We start from the raw sequence: 17,330 nt of genomic DNA, 5'->3' as shown, positions 1-17,330 counted from the left end.
GCCGGCCGATCAGCGGGCGTCGTGTTCGGCGCGTGATTCGAGGACGGCAGGCATGTTGCCCTCGATGAGTTCGATGAGACCGCTCAATCGGGTGCCGACGTCGCGGCCCAGCGGGGTGAGGCTGTACTCCACCTTCGGTGGGATGGTCCCCTGCACGGTGCGCACCACGAGGCCGTCCCGCTCCAGGGTCTGGAGGGTCTGCGAGAGCATGCGTTCGCTGACGCCGTCGACGCGACGGCGCAACGCATTGAATCGGTAGTCGCCCTCGGTGAGGGCGGCGAGCGCGAGCACACCCCACCTGCTGGTGGCGTTCTGCAATGTCTGCCTCGATGCACAGTCACGCGCGAAGACGGACGCTTCGAGTGATTCCGTGGGCTCTGGCATATCGCCATGCTAGTGCATGCGAAAGAGTGAGTGATGACTTCGGGGGTTGCACTGCACGAAAAGTAAGTGCATAGTGAGCGAGTACTTGAAACCTCAACCTCAGGAGCTCGATCATGACCACAGCGGTAACCGGAGCAACGGGCAACCTCGGCGGACTCGTCGTCGACGCACTCATCGAGCGTGGCGTCGCACCCGCCGAGATGGTTGCGATCGTCCGAAACGCAGACAAGGCCTCGCCGCTGGCCGAACGAGGCGTCGAGGTTCGGGTCGCCGACTACTCCGATTCCGTCGCGATGACGGCGGCTCTCGCGGGAATCGACAAGCTGCTGCTCGTCTCGGGTTCGGAAGTAGGTCAGCGAATTGCGCAGCACACCAACGTGATCGAGGCAGCGGAGGCCGCCGGAGTGGGCCTCATCGCCTACACCAGCCTGCTCGCCGCCGATACGTCCGGAGTGAGCCTCGCGCCCGAGCACAAGGCCACCGAGGAACGCCTCACCGCGTCCAGCATTCCCGCGGTATTCCTGCGCAACGGCTGGTACTGGGAGAACTACCTCGGCTCGCTCGCACAGACCATCGAGGGCGGAGTGCTCCTCGGTGCGGCCGGCAACGGCAAGCTCGCCGCCGCGTCTCGCGTCGACTTCGCCGCCGCGGCCGCAGCCGTACTGACACTGGACGATCAAGGCGGAAAGATCTACGAGCTCGGCGGCGACGAACGCCTCACCTACGCCGAGCTCGCGGCGGTCATCAGCGAGATCTCCGGCAAGTCGATCGTCTACAAGGACGTCTCCGAGTCCGAGTACACCGCGATTCTCCAAGGCGCGGGACTGCCCGACTTCGTCGCAAGCATGTTGGCCAGCGCGGACGCAGGAATCGCTCGCGGCGAGCTCGACACCGATTCCGGAGACCTGCAGGCCCTGATCGGTCGAGCATCCACCCCGGTCGCAGACGTACTCCGCGCCGCAGTGTGACGGGCATCGGAGGCGGTACTTGTAGCGTGGGCGCGGTGAATCACTCCTACACCCGCACCATGTTCCTGGCCGCCTCCGTCTCGCTCGTCCCGCTGACGGGTGCCTGCAGCTCGGACTCGGACGACTCGTCCCCGGCGACCTCCACGTCCTCGGCTTCGTCCGACGCTGCTGCCCCGGCCGCCTCGAGCACCTGCCCCACGGCGACACCCGACGCCGCAGCCACCCCCGAATGGACGCTCGACGGGGACTCCGGCAGCATCGCCGTCGTCGGATCCACCGACACGGCCGCGCCCGCGGTCACCGTCGACACACCGTTCAGCGTCGCCGAGACGCAGGTCGAAACACTGACAGCGGGGGACGGGCCGGTCATCGCAGCCGACGCCGAGGTGTCCGTCTGCTACATGGGCGTCAACGGACGCACCGGGGAAACGTTCGACAGCAGCTTCGATCGGGGTGCACCGGTCGAATTCCCACTCGACGGCGTCGTCGCCGGCTTCCAGAAGGCCATCGCCGGACAGACTGTCGGCTCGACCGTCGCCGTGGCGGTCACCTCGGCAGACGGATACGCGACCGGCAATCCGGCAGCCGGAATCGAGCCGGGAGACAGCCTGATCTTCGCGATCTCGATCCTGAGCGCGGCGTAGCCGCAGTGGTGCGGTTATGTGCCCTCTGCGGCACATAACCACGCCACTGCCGCAGGCATTATACCGTCGAGAGCTGCTGAATCGTCGTCGCGCCGCCCGGGGTGGGCGTCGTGGTGACGAAGTTCGAGTCGTAGCCCAGCGATTCGACGACGCTGCGGATCTCACGGAACTGCTCGACGCTGACGTCGGGCGTGCGCTTGAGCACGAACCCGGACGTGCGGTTGGGGCTTCCCACGAACGCCCACGAGTAGTCGTCGGCGATGTAGGCCACGATGTAGTTGGTCGGCCCGTCGAGGCTCTCCTGGGTGGGCACTCCCGGGAAGCTCACGTGCAGTTGGGCATTGGTGACGGTGTCGTTGACCCGAGCGTTGCCGACGATGCGGTTCTCGCCACCGGTCCAGGTGGTGCAGGTGTTCTCGACGCGAATGTTGGACTCGTCGATCATCTGGTAGTTCGCCTGGGTGTCGCGGGCACAGATCAGGTTGAACGGCTGCGGCACCGCGGCAACCTGGTTCCAGGTGCCCAGGTAGCGCTCGACATCGAGTGACGGGATCGGAGCCAGTGGCTCGAGTCCGACCGATCCCAGGGGCCCGACCGGCTGAGCCTGAGCCGGGGCCGCGGTCAGCAGCGCGCCTGCGGCGAGGGCACCGACAAGTGCGGTTCGGCCGAATGCGTTGCGGATCTTCATGAATTCGCTCCTTGTGTTGTGTTCTTGCTCGAGTCGATCCTGTTCGGCCACCAGATCCCCGGGCCGATGAGGGTGAACAGGGCGGGAATCACGACGGTACGTACCACGAAGGTATCGAGCAGAATACCGAGTCCGACGATGATGCCGAGTTGGGTCAGGGTGATCAGCGGTAGGACGCCGAGCACGCAGAAGACGGCTGCCAGAACGATTCCCGCGCTCGTGATGACACCTCCGGTGGCCGACACGGCCCGCACGATGGCAGACCTTGTGCCGTGCTCAGGCGTCTCCTCGCGGGTGCGAGTGACCAGGAAGATGGTGTAGTCCACGCCGAGAGCGACCAGGAACAGGAACGCGAACAGCGGAGTGTTGTCGTCGAGGGCGGGGAATCCGAAGACGTGCAGGCTCACCCAGCTGCCGATCCCGATCGCGGCCACTGCGCTCAATACCGTTGTGGCAACCAGGATCACGGGTGCGACGAGGGCGCGCAGCAGCACCAGAAGCACGGCGAGCACGACCGCGAGGATCGCGGGAATGACCACGAGGCGATCGCGGGCCGCTGCGTCGGTGGTGTCGAGTGCCTTGGCGTCGCTGCCGCCTACCACAGGAGTGGAGCCTGCGGAACGACCCTCGGGCGCTGCGCGGTCCACGCCGGTGAGTGCGGCGCGGAGGTCCTCGACGACGGCGAACGACTCGTCGGATGCGGGGGCCGCATCGGTGACGACCGACAAGCGGGTGAGCCCGGTATCGGAATCTGCGACGCGATCGACCGAGACGACTCCGTCGATGCCCTGAGCGGTGCCGATGACGCTGTCGATGTCAGCGGTGGGAGCGAGGACCGTCATCGGATCGGCGGACCCGGCCGGGAAGTGTTGGGAGAGAGTGTCGAAGCCTTCGACGGACTCGGCGGTGACGCGGAACTGCTCGGTTTGCGAGAGTCCGATCTGGGTCCCGAACAGTGCGGCGCAGCAGGCCAGTAGCGCGACGATCGTGACCGAGGCGGTCGCCACGGGGCGTCGGGCAACGCCTGCGGCGATCGAGTGCCACACGCCTTCCGTGGTGGTGTCCCGGTCCGATTCCTTGGGAACGAACGGCCAGAACAGCTTCGGGCCGCACAGTGCCAGCAGGGGCGGCAGTACGAACAGGACGAACACTGCTGCGACGACGAGTCCGGCCGCGGCCAGCGCCCCCAGGCTGCGGGTGCTCGGCAGCATCGCCAGGAGCAAGGTCAGCAGAGCCAGTACGACGGTTGCGTTGCTGGCGAGGATGGCGGGGCCGGCCTGGCGAACGGCGCGGTGCAGGGCGAGGCGATGATCGGACTCGCGACGCAGCTCCTCGCGGTATCGAGAGATGAGCAGCAGTGCGTAGTTCGTGCCTGCACCGAACACCAGGACGCTGGTGATTCCGGAGGTCGAACCGTCGAAGGAGAGGCCGGTGGCCTGGGCGAGCACGGTGCCGACGGTGGTGGCGAATCGGTCGGCGAAACCGATGACGGCCAAGGGCACCAACCACAGGATCGGTGATCGGTAGGTGACGATGAGGAGGACGGCGACTACCAGTGCAGTGACGGCCAGAAGCGTGATGTTGGCACCGGAGAAGGAGTTCGCGATGTCGGCACCGAACGCGGGTCCGCCGGTGACCTGAGCAGTCAGATCGGGCGAGAGGCCGTCGGTTGCAGCGGACCGCAGTTCGGTGATGAGTTCGTTGAGCGTGAAGCCCGACAACTCGGAATCGACCTGGACCAGCGCAATCGCAGCTTTGCCGTCGGGTGCGACGATCGGGGGCGGGCCGGGCTCGTCCGGCACCGAGCGATCGACGGCGAGCAGCCTGCTCTGTGCGGCAGCTGCGTCATCGATATCGGCCGGTGTCAGGTCGCCACCGTCGGCGCGGCTCAGAACCAGAATCACGGGTGCGGTGTCGGAGTCGGGGAACTGGGAGAGAAGCTCGTCCACCTGGTAGGACTCGGCCGACGTCGGCAACGAGTTGGGCGATTGGTCGGCGGAATCGTTGCTGCCCACCAACCCCATCACGGCGACCGCGAGGATGAAGATCGCTGCCGCCAGGGCGCCGGATCTGCGCCCGGTGGCCGCAGCCGCGACGCGGTCCCAGACGGTCTTGTTCTCGGTTCGAGTGCTGTCCACGGTCAAACAATCTCATTTACTTAGATATTAAGCAACTGAATCTCTTGCGGGCAGTAGTCTGACGATGACCGCAGCGAAGGAGTTACCACCGACATGGCCGACCGAAACCACCTCGAATCCGCGATTGCTGCGGATCTACGGGCGATGTCGTCGGTCTCCGAACAGATCGGCCAAGTGTTCGGTGCTCTGCACAGCCTGCGGCCCAACGACTTTCGTGCGCTTCTTCACGTCATGGTTGCCGACGTCGAGGGTGCGCCGCTGACGGCGGGGGAGCTGGGCACGATGCTGGGGCTGTCGTCCGCGGCGATGACCTACCTCGTCGAGCGCATGATCACCTCCGGTCACATCCGCCGCGAATCCGACGCATCCGATCGACGCAAGGTCATTCTGCGATACGACGAGCACGGGATGGAGGTCGCTCGCGGGTTCTTCGGGCCCCTCGGCAGGCGCACGAGCACCGCGTTGGCGGACCTTCCCGATGCCGATCTCGCCGCCGCGCATCGGGTGTTCGAAGCGCTCATCGGAGCCATGCGAGAACACCACGCCGACCTGGGAAACAGCGGTCGAGCGTAGGGGCGCACCTGGGTTCAGTGTTCGAAACGCTGGTGGGCGGCCTGCTCGAGCCGATGCTGGACTCCGAGCGTGCAGTTGCCGTAAGGTTGGCCGCGGTTGAGCTAACAGCCGGTCACGGGGAAACGCAGCGAAGTCGGCGTCCGGGTCAGGCAACATTCTGCTCCCGCTGCGTCAATCGGTTTCCCCCTCAGTTCGACCGATCGATGGGATCTGCCATGAGTGTTGAATCTTCAGGCAACAAAGTTCGAACCACCCCGGTGACGGTCGCGGAGAAGTCCGTGTCCGTCGCAGCAACCGGAGCAATCTTCACCGCGCACGACGGCCCCGACGGCTCGCTCGTCGTCGCCGTCCACGGCGACATCGACATGCGCAGCGCGCCGATGTTCTCCGATTTCGTCTGCAGCCGCGTGTCCAGCAAACGGCATGTCACCCTCGACCTGTCCGATGTCGAATTCTTCGGCATCGCAGGTCTCACCGTCTTCGATGCAGTCCGTGAGTACACGGCAGGCATCGGTGCATCATGGTCGATCGTCGCAGGACGCTCGGTCTCACGTCTGATCCAGGTCGCCGACCTCGAGTCCACGATTCCGACGGCTCGTCCTTCGAACGACCAGTAATACTCCGGCGATCATCGCCGCGACAAGAGGTGGGCAGCTCCAGTACAGGGGCTGCCCACTGTTCGTTCACTACCTCGGGTAAGAGCGGACGGCCCCGCACTCGGCTGAGCCGACCTGCGGAGCCGTCCGAAACCCCTGCGGTGCAACCGAACTAGTCTTTGGTTCCCTCGGAGTCGCTGAAGAACGCCCACTCGCCGTCGTGCTCGACCTCGAGTCGCCACCCCAACTCCTCGTTGTCGGCGCGGCTGTCCTTGAACCAGGCGTGCGCGTCCTCGGAACTGGAAATGTCCTTGGTCGCGGCGACGGTTCCGTGCGGATCGATAACTCTGTAATTTGCCATGCAGATAGGGTGCCCCGATGTCGCAGAACCTAATCCACGGTGGAACGCGGTGGCCGACTCCTGGGATCCGCAAACGCGCGCGCATTCGTCGGATGCGCGCGAAATCGCCTCGGATACGACGCGATACTGCGCGCACCTGGCAAACGCGCGCGCGTTTGCGGCGACCGGGTGGGGCGGTGCACCCGCTACGTGCGCGAGAGCACCGATCGCGCGAAGAACATCAGGTTCGCCGGACGCTCGGCCAGTCTGCGCATGAAGTAGCCGTACCACTGCGATCCGTACGGGACGTACACGCGTACGTTGCGCCCGGCGCCCACGAGTCGCCGCTGTTCGGGATCGCGGATTCCGTACAGCATCTGGAACTCGAACTCCTCGGACGACCGTCCTGCAGCCGACGCCAACCTGTCCGCCGCCTCGATCATCTCCGGGTCGTGCGAGGCCACCATGGGGTAGCCGCGGCCGTTCATCAGGACCTGCAGGCACCGGAGATAGGAGTCGGAGACCTCCCGTGCACTCTGGAACGCCACCGACGACGGTTCGTTGTACGCACCTTTGCACAGTCGGATACGAGATCTCGGCCCGGACAGGTCGTGGCAGTCGGCCTCGGTGCGCCGCAGGTACGCCTGCAACACGGTGCCCAGATCGGGGAAGTCCGCGCGCAGTTCGCGGACGATCGACAGGGTCGAATCGGTGGTGGTGTGGTCCTCGGCGTCCACCGTCACCCACACCCCGGCCGCGGCGGCGGCAGTGCAGATCGTTCGTGCGTTCTCCAGCGCCAGACTTCGGTCGATTCCCTGGCCGAGCGCGGACAGCTTGAGCGATATCTCCAGTGCGGTTGCATCGGCATCTCGCGTCGAAAAGCGTTGTATCAGTGAGAGGTATGCGTCCACGGTTGCTCTCGCCTGGCTTCGGTCGGTGGTGTCCTCACCGAGGTAGTCCACCGAGACGAACCGGCCCGACGCCAGCAGGGCGTCGACTGCGCTGACGGCAGCGGGCTCGGATTCGCCAGCAACGAAGCGGTCGACGAGGGACCGGGTGGCGCGTAGACGTGTCACCGTCGCCTGCAGTTTCGGCGAACGTGCGGCCGCCAGCAGTGCCGGCCGCAGCGGGTTGCTCAGCAGAGTGGTCATCGCGTGCCCTCACCTTCCTGATGCGGGTAGCCGTGAGTGGTCGGCGGGACGAACGTTTCCTTCACGGTGCGGGCCGAGGACCATCGCAGCAGGTTCTGCGGCGATCCCGCCTTGTCGTTGGTGCCCGAGGCGCGGGCTCCGCCGAACGGTTGCTGTCCCACCACTGCGCCGGTCGGTTTGTCGTTGACGTAGAAGTTCCCGGCGGCGAATCGCAATGCCGCATGGGCTTGTTCGACGGCGGTGCGATCGGTGGCGATGACCGCTCCGGTCAATGCGTACTTCGATCCGGAGTCGACGGTGCGCAGCGTTTCGGCATAGGCGTCGGGCTTGGCGTCGTCGTACACGTGCACGGCAAGGATGGGGCCGAAGTACTCGGTGGTGAAGGCCTCGTCGGTGGGATCGTCGCCGAGAAGGACGGTGGGGGCGACGAAGTACCCCTCCGAGTCGTCGCAGGTACCACCGGCGGCGATGGTCAGGCTCGAGACGGACTTCGCTCGATCGAGAGCAGCTGCGTTGCGGTCGAACGCCTTTCGGTCGATGACGGCTCCGCCGTAGTTGGCCAGGTCGGTCACGTCACCGTACTTCAGCGCCGAGACCTGCTCGATGAACGTGTCGCCCATCGAAGCCCACAGCGATTTCGGTACGAAGGCCCGGGACGCTGCCGAGCACTTCTGTCCCTGGAAGTCGAACGCGCCGCGAATCATGGCGGTGGTCAGCACATCCGGATCGGCGGAGCTGTGCGCGACGATGAAGTCCTTGCCGCCGGTCTCGCCCACGAGCCGTGGATACGAGTTGTAGTTCGAGATGTTGTTGCCCACCTCGCGCCACAGCGTCTGGAATGTCGCCGTGGACCCGGTGAAATGGATCCCGGCCAGACGCGGATCGGCAAGGGCCACTTCGGATACCATCGGCCCGTCGCCGAGAACCAGGTTGATCACCCCCGGTGGCAGACCTGCAGCTTCGAGCAACTGGAGTGTCAGATACGCGGCCACTGCCTGGGTGGGCGAGGGCTTCCACAGCACGGTGTTGCCCATCAGCGCAGGTGCGGTGGGGAGGTTGCCTGCGATGGCGGTGAAGTTGAAGGGGGTGATGGCGTAGACGAAGCCCTCGAGCGGACGGTATTCGACGCGATTCCACACTCCCGGTGCCGAGACCGGCTGCTCGGCGAGAATCTGCCGAGCGAACGCGACGTTGAACCGCCAGAAGTCGATCAGCTCGCAGGGTGCATCGATCTCCGCCTGGTATGCCGACTTGGACTGGCCGAGCATCGTTGCAGCAGCGATTCTTTCGCGCCACGGACCGGACAGTAGATCGGCGGCCCGCAGGAACACCGCGGCGCGCTCGTCGAAGGGGAGATCGCGCCACGCGGGGGCTGCTGCCGTTGCGGCGTCGATGGCGTCGCGCACGTCCTGGTGGGTGGCACCGGTGAAGCTGCCGATGATCGACGAGTGCTTGTGCGGTTCGACGACGTTCTCGACCGGGCCGTCGGCCTGTCGGTGAACGCCGCCGATGACCTGACGGATCTCCACCGGGGAACTCCGGAGCTCGCCCAGACGGCTGCGCAAGCGGGCCCGTTCCGGGCTACCCGGGGCGTAGGTGTTGACCGGCTCGTTGGTGGGGGTGGGGACGGATGTGACGGCGTCCATGGCTGCTCCTCGTATTCGGTGTGTGCTGCTCATTGAAGTCCCATCCGCAGCTCGTTCAATCAGCCCGTCGGCCAAAGAATTCGTGATCTACTTGTCCGTATGGCCAACACGGTGTCGCTGCGTTCGATGCTGACCTCGCTGCACAGCGCCGTCGTCGAACTGGTCCTGGCGCCGGCCGGAACGGAGATGGCAGTCGAGTCCGTCGCGTTGCTCGATGCCGACGACCTGCGGCTGCCTCCGGGAACGTCCTCCGATCTGACGCTGCTGGTGGGCGTGACCGAGGCCGATGTGGTGCGGTGGTTCGACGATCTCGCGTTGCGCCCGGTCGCAGACCGACCGCTCGCGGTGCTGACCAAAGTTGCCGGCTCGACTGCGCTGTCCCACGGTGCGCGGGAGACAGGTATCGCATTGGTTGCGGTGCACCAGCAGACACGGTGGGAGCTGCTGCTGTCGATGATGCGGGGAGTTCTGGATCAGGTTCGCGCCCAGGGCCCGGACGACGGATTGTTCGGAGCCGACACCGACCTCTACGAACTCGCGCAGACGGTGGCGTCACTGTCGAAGGGCATGGTGAGTATCGAGGACGAGCGCTCACATGTGTTGGCGTATTCGGCATCCGACGACGCGGCCGACGAACTGCGGACCCTGTCGATCCTCGGACGCGAAGGGCCGGCCGACTACCTGCGCAGACTGCACGAGCGAGGCGTGTTCGATCGACTCCGCCGCACCGACGACGTGATCGACGTGCCGGCCGATACCGAACTGGGAATTCGTCGACGCCTCGCCGTCGGAATCCGTCGGATATCCGGCAGCCCGACGACTCTCGGGACGATCTGGGTGCAGGAGGGTGCCGCCCCGCTCGCCGCCGACGCCGACGCGGTGCTGCGTGGTGCCTCGGCCGTCGCGGCCCGACTGATCACCCGCATCGCGAACGCCCCGACCAACGAGGCCCTGCAGATTCAGCGCCTGCTCGGGGCCAGGGGCGGCGGTGTCGACGTCCCGTCGCTCGCGTCGGCGCTGTCGATACCCACCTCGGGATCCGCGGCTGTCGTCGGATTCGCTGCCTGCGGGGAGTTCGAGATCACCGCCCTGGCACCGTCTGTTCGACTGCATGCCAGCGCTTTTCGACGAGACTCGTTGGTCACCACCATCGGTGAGAGAATCTACGCACTGTTTCCAGGGGTGGCGTCGGGCACGGGGATTGCGGCGTGGACCGCCGATGCCGTCGGGCGGATCGAGACGCGTACCTCGCTGGCACTGCGCGCCGCGGTCGCGGCACCGATCGCCGATCTCGACGGGGTGGCGGTGGCCAGATTCGAGGTCGACCGAGTGCTCGACGGCACCACCGGCGAGGTGCGCGTCACGACGCTGGAGGAGTCGAGAACCTCTGTGTTGCTGGGCGAAATCCTCGAACTGATCGCCAATCACGAACAGCTGCGAGACCCGCGGATCGCCGCCCTCGACCGATACGACGCCACGAACGACTCGAGAATGCGCGAGAGTCTCGAGACGTATCTGGAGTGCTTCGGCGACGTTCGGGCCGGTGCCGAGCGACTGCACATCCACCCGAACACCCTGCGCTACCGTATCCGCCGCGTCGAGCAGATCCTGGACCTCGATCTCACCGACGCCGACGCACGCCTCCTGGTCGAGATCCAACTGCGCATATGAGCGGCTCCGCCGCACGTGCACGAACACTCGTAGCAGGCTACGAGGTTCTATGCACGTGCGGCACCGGTGCTCGCTCGGATCACCAGGCTCGGCTCGATGCTCGAACGTCTGGTGCTTCGGTTTCCGGTGTCGATCTGGTCGAGCAGAATTTCGACGCTTCGTACGCCGACGTCGGTGAATTCCTGGCGGATGGTGGTCAGCGGCGGCGAGAAGAATTCCGCGTCGGGAACATCGTCGAAGCCGACCACGCTGACGTCCTCCGGTACTCGCTTGCCGTGGACCTCCAGTGCGCGTAGCACCCCGAGTGCCATGGAGTCGTTGCCCGCGAACACTGCGGTGACGTCGGCGTTCCCGGCCAGTTCGCTGCCGGCCCGGAATCCCGATTTCGCGGTCCAGTCGCCGCTGAGAGTTGCCGGTGGTTCTATGCCGGCATCCTCGTGGGCCATCCGCCATCCGGTGACGCGGTCGGCAGCCTCGTACCACCCCAGCGGGCCGGCAACGTGCCACACGGCGCGGTGTCCGAGCGAGAGCAGGTGCGCGGTTGCGGCCCTGGCTCCGGCGATCTGGTCCACCGAGACGACGGCCAGATCACCGGCAGGCGAACCCTCGACGGCGACGAGCGGTAGCTCCCCGGCCAGATCGGCGATGTCGCCGCCGTCGGTTCGCAGTGGCGCGATGACGACGACGCCGTCGACACCCTGCTTCTGCAACCGGCGCACACAGGTGATGATGGCCGACTCGTCGAACGAGGTGGGGACGCCGACCACCACGGAGTAGCCGGCGTGGCGGGCGGCGTATTCGACGCTGTAGAGCGTCGACACCGGACCGTAGAGAGCGTTTCCGGTTCCCACGATTCCGATGGTCTTGCTGCGGCCGGTGACCAGAGCGCGAGCAGCAGTGTTCGGCCGGTAGCCGAGTTCCGAGATCGCTTGATCCACCTTGGTTCTCGTCGCTTCGGTCACGTTGGGATGACCGTTGATGACGCGGGAGACGGTCTGATGGGACACGCCCGCGAGCCGGGCGACATCGGTCATGGCGGGTCCGCGAGTCGGTGTCATCTTTTCCGAGCCTCCCTTCGTGGTCGAAGACAATCACAGCATGCCCGGGCCTGCGGTGCCCGCGACTGCGACGTTTACGTGGGTGTGTGGTTCACGTGGGTGTGGTCACCGCCGAACCGGTCGTGGTGGGCGCGGGCTTACCGGGCTCGGTACCGGAGAACATCTCGGCAGGCACGGGCACCCCCAGATAGCTGCTCGGCGGCGTGGCTTTGTCGCCCTTGCTGCCCTTTCCGCTCGCTGCTTGGCGCTTGGTCCAGATGTCGAACGCCACCGCGGCGAGGAGTACCAGGCCTTTGACCAGCTGAACGCGTTCGCTGGGCGAACCGATGAGCGACATTCCGCTGTTGATCACGGCAATGATGAGTCCGCCGGTGAGGGCCCCGACGATGCGGCCGACGCCGCCCTGCACTGCCGCGCCGCCGATGAAGGCTGCGGCAATGGCGTCGAGCTCGAAGCCGTTGCCCGCGGTGGGTCCGGCCTGATTGAGGCGGCCGGCGAAGATGATTCCGGCGAGTGCGGACAGCACGCCCATGTTCACGAAGATCCAGAAGGTGACCGGCTTGACCTTGATGCCGGACAGCGACGCAGCGTGAATGTTTCCACCGATGGCATACACGTGCCGACCGAACACCGTCCGACCTGCCACCGTGGAATAACCCATCACCAGTACGGCCAGGAGAATGAGCACGTACGGCAGGTTCTTGAAGCGCGCCAGCTGGACGGCGATGGCGAGAACCAGACCGCCGGCCAAAACCATCTTGAGCAGGAACAGCGGCATCGCGTCGACGGCCTGACCGAACTTCTGCCGTCCCGTTCGAGAACGCCACTGGCCGAACACGATTGCGGCCACTGCGAGGATCGCGACGAGCAGGGTGAAGATGTCCGCACCGCCGAGCGGCCCGAGACCCACATTTCCCAGGAAGCCGGGGAGGAAGCCGTTCGCGAGCGTTCGTACGGGTCCGGGGAACGGTCCGATGCCCTGGTTGCCGAGCACGATGAGGGTGACTGCGCGGAAGATGAGCATGCCTGCCAGGGTCACGATGAACGCCGGAATGCCGAAGTACGCAACCCAATAGCCCTGCCAGGCTCCGATCAGACCGCCGATGATCAGCGTGATGAGCACTGCGAGCGGCCACGGCACGTTCTGCTGGACCATCAGCACACCGGAGATCGCTCCGGTCGCCGCGACGACCGATCCGACGGACAGGTCGATGTGGCCCGCGATGATGATCACGACCATGCCGATGGCCAGGATGAGGATGTACGAGTTCTGCACCACCATGTTGCTGATGTTCTGCGGCACCAGGAGTTGGCCGCCGGTGAGAACGGTGAACAGCAGGATGATCAACGCGAACGCGATGAAAATCCCGCTCTGGCGGAGGTTTCGCGTGAGCAGCCCCCGGACGGTGATGAGCTGATTCATCGAAGTACTCCTGTTCCACGGGTCATGAGATGCATGAGGGATTCCTGTGTCGCGTCCTCGCGAGTCACCTCATCGGTGATCCGGCCTGCGGACAGCGCGTAGATCCGGTCGCACAGCCCGAGCAGTTCCGGTAGCTCGGAGGAGATCACCAGAACTGCCTTGCCCGCGTCGGCGAGACCGTTGATGATCGAATAGATTTCGAACTTCGCGCCGACGTCGATTCCTCGCGTCGGTTCGTCGAGGATGAGCACATCGGGATCACTGAAGATCCACTTGCTCAGCACGACTTTCTGCTGATTGCCGCCGGAGAGCTTGCCGACCACGGCGGAGACGTTCGGTGCCTTGATGTTCATGCTCTTCCGAAAGCCCTCGGCGACCTTGTACTCCTGGTTGTCGTCGACGAAACCACCGGTCACCAGTTTGTCGAGCGCCGCAGTGGAGATGTTGCGCTTGATGTCGTCGATCAGGTTGAGGCCGTACCGCTTTCGGTCCTCGGTGGCATACGCGATTCCGTGATGAATGGCGTCGCTGACGGATTTGACGTGAATTTCCTTGCCGTACTTGTACAGTCGCCCCGAGATGTCGATGCCGTAACTGCGTCCGAAGACACTCATGGCCAACTCGGTGCGTCCGGCACCCATCAACCCGGCCAGGCCGACGATCTCACCACGGCGCAGCGTCAGATTCGCCCCGTCGACGACGGTTCGGCCGTGCTGGGTGGGGCTGTGCACGGTCCAGTCCTCGATGCGCAGAACTTCCTCTCCCACAGTGGATTCGTGGGGAGGGAACCGGTGCTCGAGATCGCGGCCGACCATCAGCGAGATGATGCGATCCTCGGTGACCTCCGGGTTGCGCATGTCCAACGTCTCGATGGTTCTGCCGTCGCGAATGATCGTCGTCCGGTCTGCGATGGCGGCGATCTCGTTGAGCTTGTGCGAGATGATCACGCATGTGATTCCCTCGTCTCGCAGACCGCGTAGCAGGTCGAGGAGGTGAGAAGAATCCGAATCGTTCAGTGCCGCAGTCGGTTCGTCGAGGATGAGCAGCGTCACGTCTTTCGACAGTGCCTTCGCGATCTCGACGAGTTGCTGCTTGCCGACGCCGAGATCGCCCACCACGGAGACGGGGTTCTCCCGCAGCCCTACCCGGTTCAGTAGGGCTGCGGCCTCGGAGTTGGTGCGGTTCCAGTCGATGAACCCGCGCCTGGACCGCTCGTTGCCGAGAAAGATGTTCTCGGCGATGGACAGATGCGGACTCAGCGCGAGTTCCTGGTGAATGATGACGATGCCCTCGGCTTCGCTGCTCCTGATGTCGGAGAACGCGCACGGCCGACCGTCGAACACGATCTCGCCGTCGAAGGTTCCGTGTGGATACACACCCGACAGCACCTTCATGAGGGTCGATTTTCCCGCGCCGTTCTCACCGCAGATCGCGTGGATCTCGCCGCGCTCCACGGCGAGCGTGACGTCCTGGAGCGCCTTCACTCCCGGAAACGTCTTGGTGATGCCGTGCATCTGGAGAATCCGGCTCGTCATCGCAGAACTCACTTCAATTGATCGTCGGTGTAGTAGCCGCCTTCGACCAGCAGCTGCTCGTAGTTGCCCTTGTTGACGATCTCGGGCTGCAGCAGGTACGCGGGAACGACCTTGTCGCCGTTGTCGTAGTCCGTCGTGTTGTTCGTCTCCGGCGTCTGGCCGTCGAGCATGGACTGAGCCATCTGAATCGTGACCTCGGCCAGCTGGCGGGTGTCCTTGTAGATCGTGGAGTACTGCTCGTCGGCGATGATCGACTTCACCGACGGCACCTCGGCGTCCTGGCCGGTGACGATGGGGTACGGCTGACCGGCCGTACCGTAGCCGTTGCTCTTGAGCGCGGAGAGGATTCCGATCGACAGGCCGTCGTACGGAGAGAGCACGCCCTGCACCTGCTGGCCCGAGGAGTACGTCTTGGTGAGCAGATCCTCCATGCGCTTCTGTGCGGTTGCCGGATCCCAGCGAAGTGTCGCGGCCGTCTCGAAGTCGGATTCGCCGCTGCCGATCTTCAGGGTTCCGGCGTCCAGGTACGGCTGCAGAGTCTCCATCGCGCCGTCGAAGAAGAACGTGGCGTTGTTGTCGTCCGGCGATCCGGCGAAGACCTCGATGTTCAGCGGGCCCGCGGGGGCGTCGGCCTTGTCCGAGCCGTCCTCGTTCTTCAGCCCGAGGCCGACGAGCAAGGATGTGGCCTGGTCGACGCCGACCTTGTAGTTGTCGAACGTCGCGTAGTAGTCGACGTTGGGGGAGTTGCGGATGAGGCGGTCGTACGCGATGACGCCGATGCCGTTGTCCTTGGCTTCCTGCAACTGCGTGGTGATGGCCGTGCCGTCCACCGACGCCACGATGAGAAGCTTTGCGCCCTGGGTGATCTGGTTCTCGATCTGGTTGACCTGAGTGGGGATGTCGTTCTCGGCGTACTGCAGATCGACCTTGTAACCCTGGCCCTCGAGCGCGCTCTCGAGGTTGTCTCCGTCGGCGATCCATCGAGCCGAGGACTTCGTCGGCATCGTCACGCCGATCAGTGCGCCTGCCGTGCTCCCTCCGTCGGCCGGCTCGACGTCTGCGGTCTTGGTGCTCGATCCGCATGCGGTGACCGTGATGGCCAGTGCCACCGCGGCCGCGGCCATGGGTAGATGTCGAAACTTCATCGTTTCTCCCTGCTCGGTGAAATCAGATCTCGAAAGTCGTGGGTCGAGGCTTCATATGTGCCTCACATCACATCAAGACAAAAGTGTGAGCGATAACATCAGCAATGTCAAAGACTATTTTCCACAACCCCGCCGACCAGTGTGAGCGCTAACAACCAAGCCTGCTCGGCAGACCTGAGAAGAAGAATTCTCAGGGGTCTGCCGGAGACGTCAGTGCAACTCGTTAACCGACTGCTTGCCGCTCTTGAGCCAGCGACTCGGGAGTCGTCCGACCAACTCGCCCAGCGGGTGAACTGCAGCCGAGAGGATCTCCACGGAATCCTGCAGGATGTCGATCGAGATGCTCATCCGCTCGATGTTCGGGGCCACCGATGTCAGCGTTTCCGAGAGCTTGACCAACTGATCGAGCGGACCGTCCTTGGCCGTCAAACGCTCGACGGCACCGTCCTCGGCGAGAAGCGTTTCGAGGATGCCCTCCTCGGCGATGGCCCGCTCGATCAGGCCGTCCTGACGCGTGAGCACCTCGAGCGGGCCGTCCTTTGCCGTCAGTCGTTCGAGCGGTCCGTTGGTGGCGGTGATGCGGTCCAGTAGGCCGCCCTCCGCGAGGAGTCGTTCGAGCGGTCCGTCCTCGGCGAGCAACCGGTCCAGGGGGCCGCCGGGAGCAAGAATGCGTTCGACCGGGCCGCCAGGAGACAGCAGGCGCTCGAGGGTGCCGTCCTCGGACGTGAGTCGATCGACGACGCCACCCTGGGCGAGCAGGCGATCGAGTGGCCCACCCTCCTTGAGTGCGTTGCCCAGGGCGCGGTCGTCGGAGGTGAGCTGACCGAGCTGAGCGAGAAGCTGCATCGTGCCACCGCGAGGGTTGGCGAGCGAGGCCACCCCTGCGGTGCCGGACGCGCCGGTGGCCAGGGCCATTCGAGTCGTCGCCAGTGCGACCTCCGCGACGCCGATCGCCTGTTCGGCGATGGCGATTCCGGCGCGCGCGGGCAGTGTGATCGCTGACACCCAGTTCATCGTTTTACTGTAACTGCTCGTAGCTCGGAAAATCAGTGAAGAACCTTCAGCCCCACGACGCATCCGACGATTCCGACCAGAAGCGCAATTTTGAGAATCGACGCGGCTTCTTCGCCGGTGATCATGGCGTACGAGACGGTGAGGGTGGCACCGATTCCCACCCAGACGGCGTAGGCGGTTCCGGTGGGCAACGACCGCATCGCGATCGCGAGACCGATCATGCTGAGCACCACCGCGACGCCGAACACGACGGACGGTCCGAGTTTGGTGAAGCCCTCGGACTTACCGAGTGCGGTCGCCCAGATCGCTTCGAGGACGCCGGAGACGACGAGAATGAGCCAAGCCATGAGAAATCA

17 protein-coding genes are annotated in these 17,330 nt (G+C 65.0%); 5 read left to right on the top strand and 12 right to left on the bottom strand.

Annotated elements, in window-relative coordinates; all coding sequences use genetic code 11:
- Window positions 1-9: 9 nt before the first annotated feature.
- Entirely contained in the window at window positions 10-384 is a 375-nt protein-coding gene (locus tag AYK61_RS11280) for a helix-turn-helix domain-containing protein (protein WP_037194476.1), read from the bottom strand.
- A 113-nt stretch (window positions 385-497) separates the two neighbouring features.
- Here AYK61_RS11280 and AYK61_RS11275 point away from each other — a divergent pair, with 113 nt between their 5' ends.
- Window positions 498-1,352 (top strand): SDR family oxidoreductase, encoded by an 855-nt coding sequence (locus tag AYK61_RS11275; RefSeq protein ID WP_121870861.1) that lies wholly within the window; start codon window positions 498-500, stop codon window positions 1,350-1,352.
- Window positions 1,353-1,411: 59 nt separating this feature from the next.
- Window positions 1,412-1,996, top strand: a complete 585-nt coding sequence (locus AYK61_RS11270) for an FKBP-type peptidyl-prolyl cis-trans isomerase (protein WP_121872674.1) — start codon at window positions 1,412-1,414, stop codon at window positions 1,994-1,996.
- Window positions 1,997-2,054: 58 nt separating this feature from the next.
- On the opposite strand, the gene AYK61_RS11265 is transcribed toward AYK61_RS11270, so the two are convergent.
- Together AYK61_RS11265 and AYK61_RS11260 are read right to left on the bottom strand one after the other, a co-directional pair.
- Window positions 2,055-2,684, bottom strand: coding sequence for a lipocalin family protein (locus AYK61_RS11265; protein WP_121870860.1), 630 nt, complete (start codon window positions 2,682-2,684; stop codon window positions 2,055-2,057).
- On the bottom strand, window positions 2,681-4,708 hold the full coding sequence (locus AYK61_RS11260) for an MMPL family transporter (RefSeq protein WP_183130434.1): 2,028 nt from the start codon (window positions 4,706-4,708) through the stop codon (window positions 2,681-2,683). The genes AYK61_RS11265 and AYK61_RS11260 overlap by 4 nt, the downstream gene beginning before the upstream one ends.
- 207 nt (window positions 4,709-4,915) lie before the next feature.
- On the opposite strand from AYK61_RS11260, the gene AYK61_RS11255 reads away from it, so the two are divergent.
- Window positions 4,916-5,395 (top strand): MarR family winged helix-turn-helix transcriptional regulator, encoded by a 480-nt coding sequence (locus AYK61_RS11255; RefSeq protein WP_121870859.1) that lies wholly within the window; start codon window positions 4,916-4,918, stop codon window positions 5,393-5,395.
- A gap of 215 nt (window positions 5,396-5,610) precedes the next feature.
- On the top strand, window positions 5,611-6,012 hold the full coding sequence (locus AYK61_RS11250; protein WP_121870858.1) for an STAS domain-containing protein: 402 nt from the start codon (window positions 5,611-5,613) through the stop codon (window positions 6,010-6,012).
- Window positions 6,013-6,163: 151 nt separating this feature from the next.
- Here AYK61_RS11250 and AYK61_RS11245 read toward each other — a convergent pair whose 3' ends face one another.
- From AYK61_RS11245 to pruA, 3 genes are all read right to left on the bottom strand, one after another.
- Entirely contained in the window at window positions 6,164-6,352 is a 189-nt protein-coding gene (locus tag AYK61_RS11245; RefSeq protein ID WP_121870857.1) for a hypothetical protein, read from the bottom strand.
- Window positions 6,353-6,537: 185 nt separating this feature from the next.
- Window positions 6,538-7,482, bottom strand: coding sequence for a proline dehydrogenase family protein (locus tag AYK61_RS11240; protein ID WP_121870856.1), 945 nt, complete (start codon window positions 7,480-7,482; stop codon window positions 6,538-6,540).
- On the bottom strand, window positions 7,479-9,128 hold the full coding sequence (gene pruA, locus AYK61_RS11235; protein ID WP_121870855.1) for an L-glutamate gamma-semialdehyde dehydrogenase: 1,650 nt from the start codon (window positions 9,126-9,128) through the stop codon (window positions 7,479-7,481). The genes AYK61_RS11240 and pruA overlap by 4 nt, the downstream gene beginning before the upstream one ends.
- Window positions 9,129-9,227: 99 nt before the next feature.
- On the opposite strand from pruA, the gene AYK61_RS11230 reads away from it, so the two are divergent.
- Window positions 9,228-10,799: a CdaR family transcriptional regulator gene (locus AYK61_RS11230; RefSeq protein ID WP_121870854.1), complete on the top strand. Its 1,572-nt coding sequence runs from the start codon at window positions 9,228-9,230 to the stop codon at window positions 10,797-10,799.
- Between the two features lie 47 nt (window positions 10,800-10,846).
- Here the strand turns inward: AYK61_RS11230 and AYK61_RS11225 are convergent, their stop codons facing one another.
- The 6 genes from AYK61_RS11225 to AYK61_RS11200 form a co-directional block, all read right to left on the bottom strand.
- Window positions 10,847-11,857: a LacI family DNA-binding transcriptional regulator gene (locus AYK61_RS11225; protein WP_121870853.1), complete on the bottom strand. Its 1,011-nt coding sequence runs from the start codon at window positions 11,855-11,857 to the stop codon at window positions 10,847-10,849.
- A 91-nt stretch (window positions 11,858-11,948) separates the two neighbouring features.
- On the bottom strand, window positions 11,949-13,280 hold the full coding sequence (gene mmsB, locus AYK61_RS11220) for a multiple monosaccharide ABC transporter permease (protein ID WP_121870852.1): 1,332 nt from the start codon (window positions 13,278-13,280) through the stop codon (window positions 11,949-11,951).
- Window positions 13,277-14,815: a multiple monosaccharide ABC transporter ATP-binding protein gene (gene mmsA, locus AYK61_RS11215; protein ID WP_121872672.1), complete on the bottom strand. Its 1,539-nt coding sequence runs from the start codon at window positions 14,813-14,815 to the stop codon at window positions 13,277-13,279. Before mmsA ends, mmsB begins: the two co-directional genes overlap by 4 nt.
- 8 nt (window positions 14,816-14,823) lie before the next feature.
- On the bottom strand, window positions 14,824-15,960 hold the full coding sequence (gene chvE / locus AYK61_RS11210; RefSeq protein WP_121870851.1) for a multiple monosaccharide ABC transporter substrate-binding protein: 1,137 nt from the start codon (window positions 15,958-15,960) through the stop codon (window positions 14,824-14,826).
- A gap of 210 nt (window positions 15,961-16,170) precedes the next feature.
- Window positions 16,171-16,974 carry an ABC transporter gene (locus tag AYK61_RS11205; protein ID WP_121870850.1) on the bottom strand — a complete coding sequence of 268 codons (804 nt, stop codon included), beginning with the start codon at window positions 16,972-16,974 and terminating at the stop codon, window positions 16,171-16,173.
- Between the two features lie 32 nt (window positions 16,975-17,006).
- Window positions 17,007-17,321, bottom strand: coding sequence for a multidrug efflux SMR transporter (locus tag AYK61_RS11200; protein ID WP_121870849.1), 315 nt, complete (start codon window positions 17,319-17,321; stop codon window positions 17,007-17,009).
- Window positions 17,322-17,330 lie beyond the last annotated feature (9 nt).

It is taken from the genome of Rhodococcus sp. SBT000017 (assembly GCF_003688915.1).
Lineage (GTDB): Bacteria > Actinomycetota > Actinomycetes > Mycobacteriales > Mycobacteriaceae > Rhodococcoides.
The sequence above is the reverse complement of the archived record's forward strand: the minus strand, read 5'-3'. Positions and strand labels throughout refer to the sequence as shown.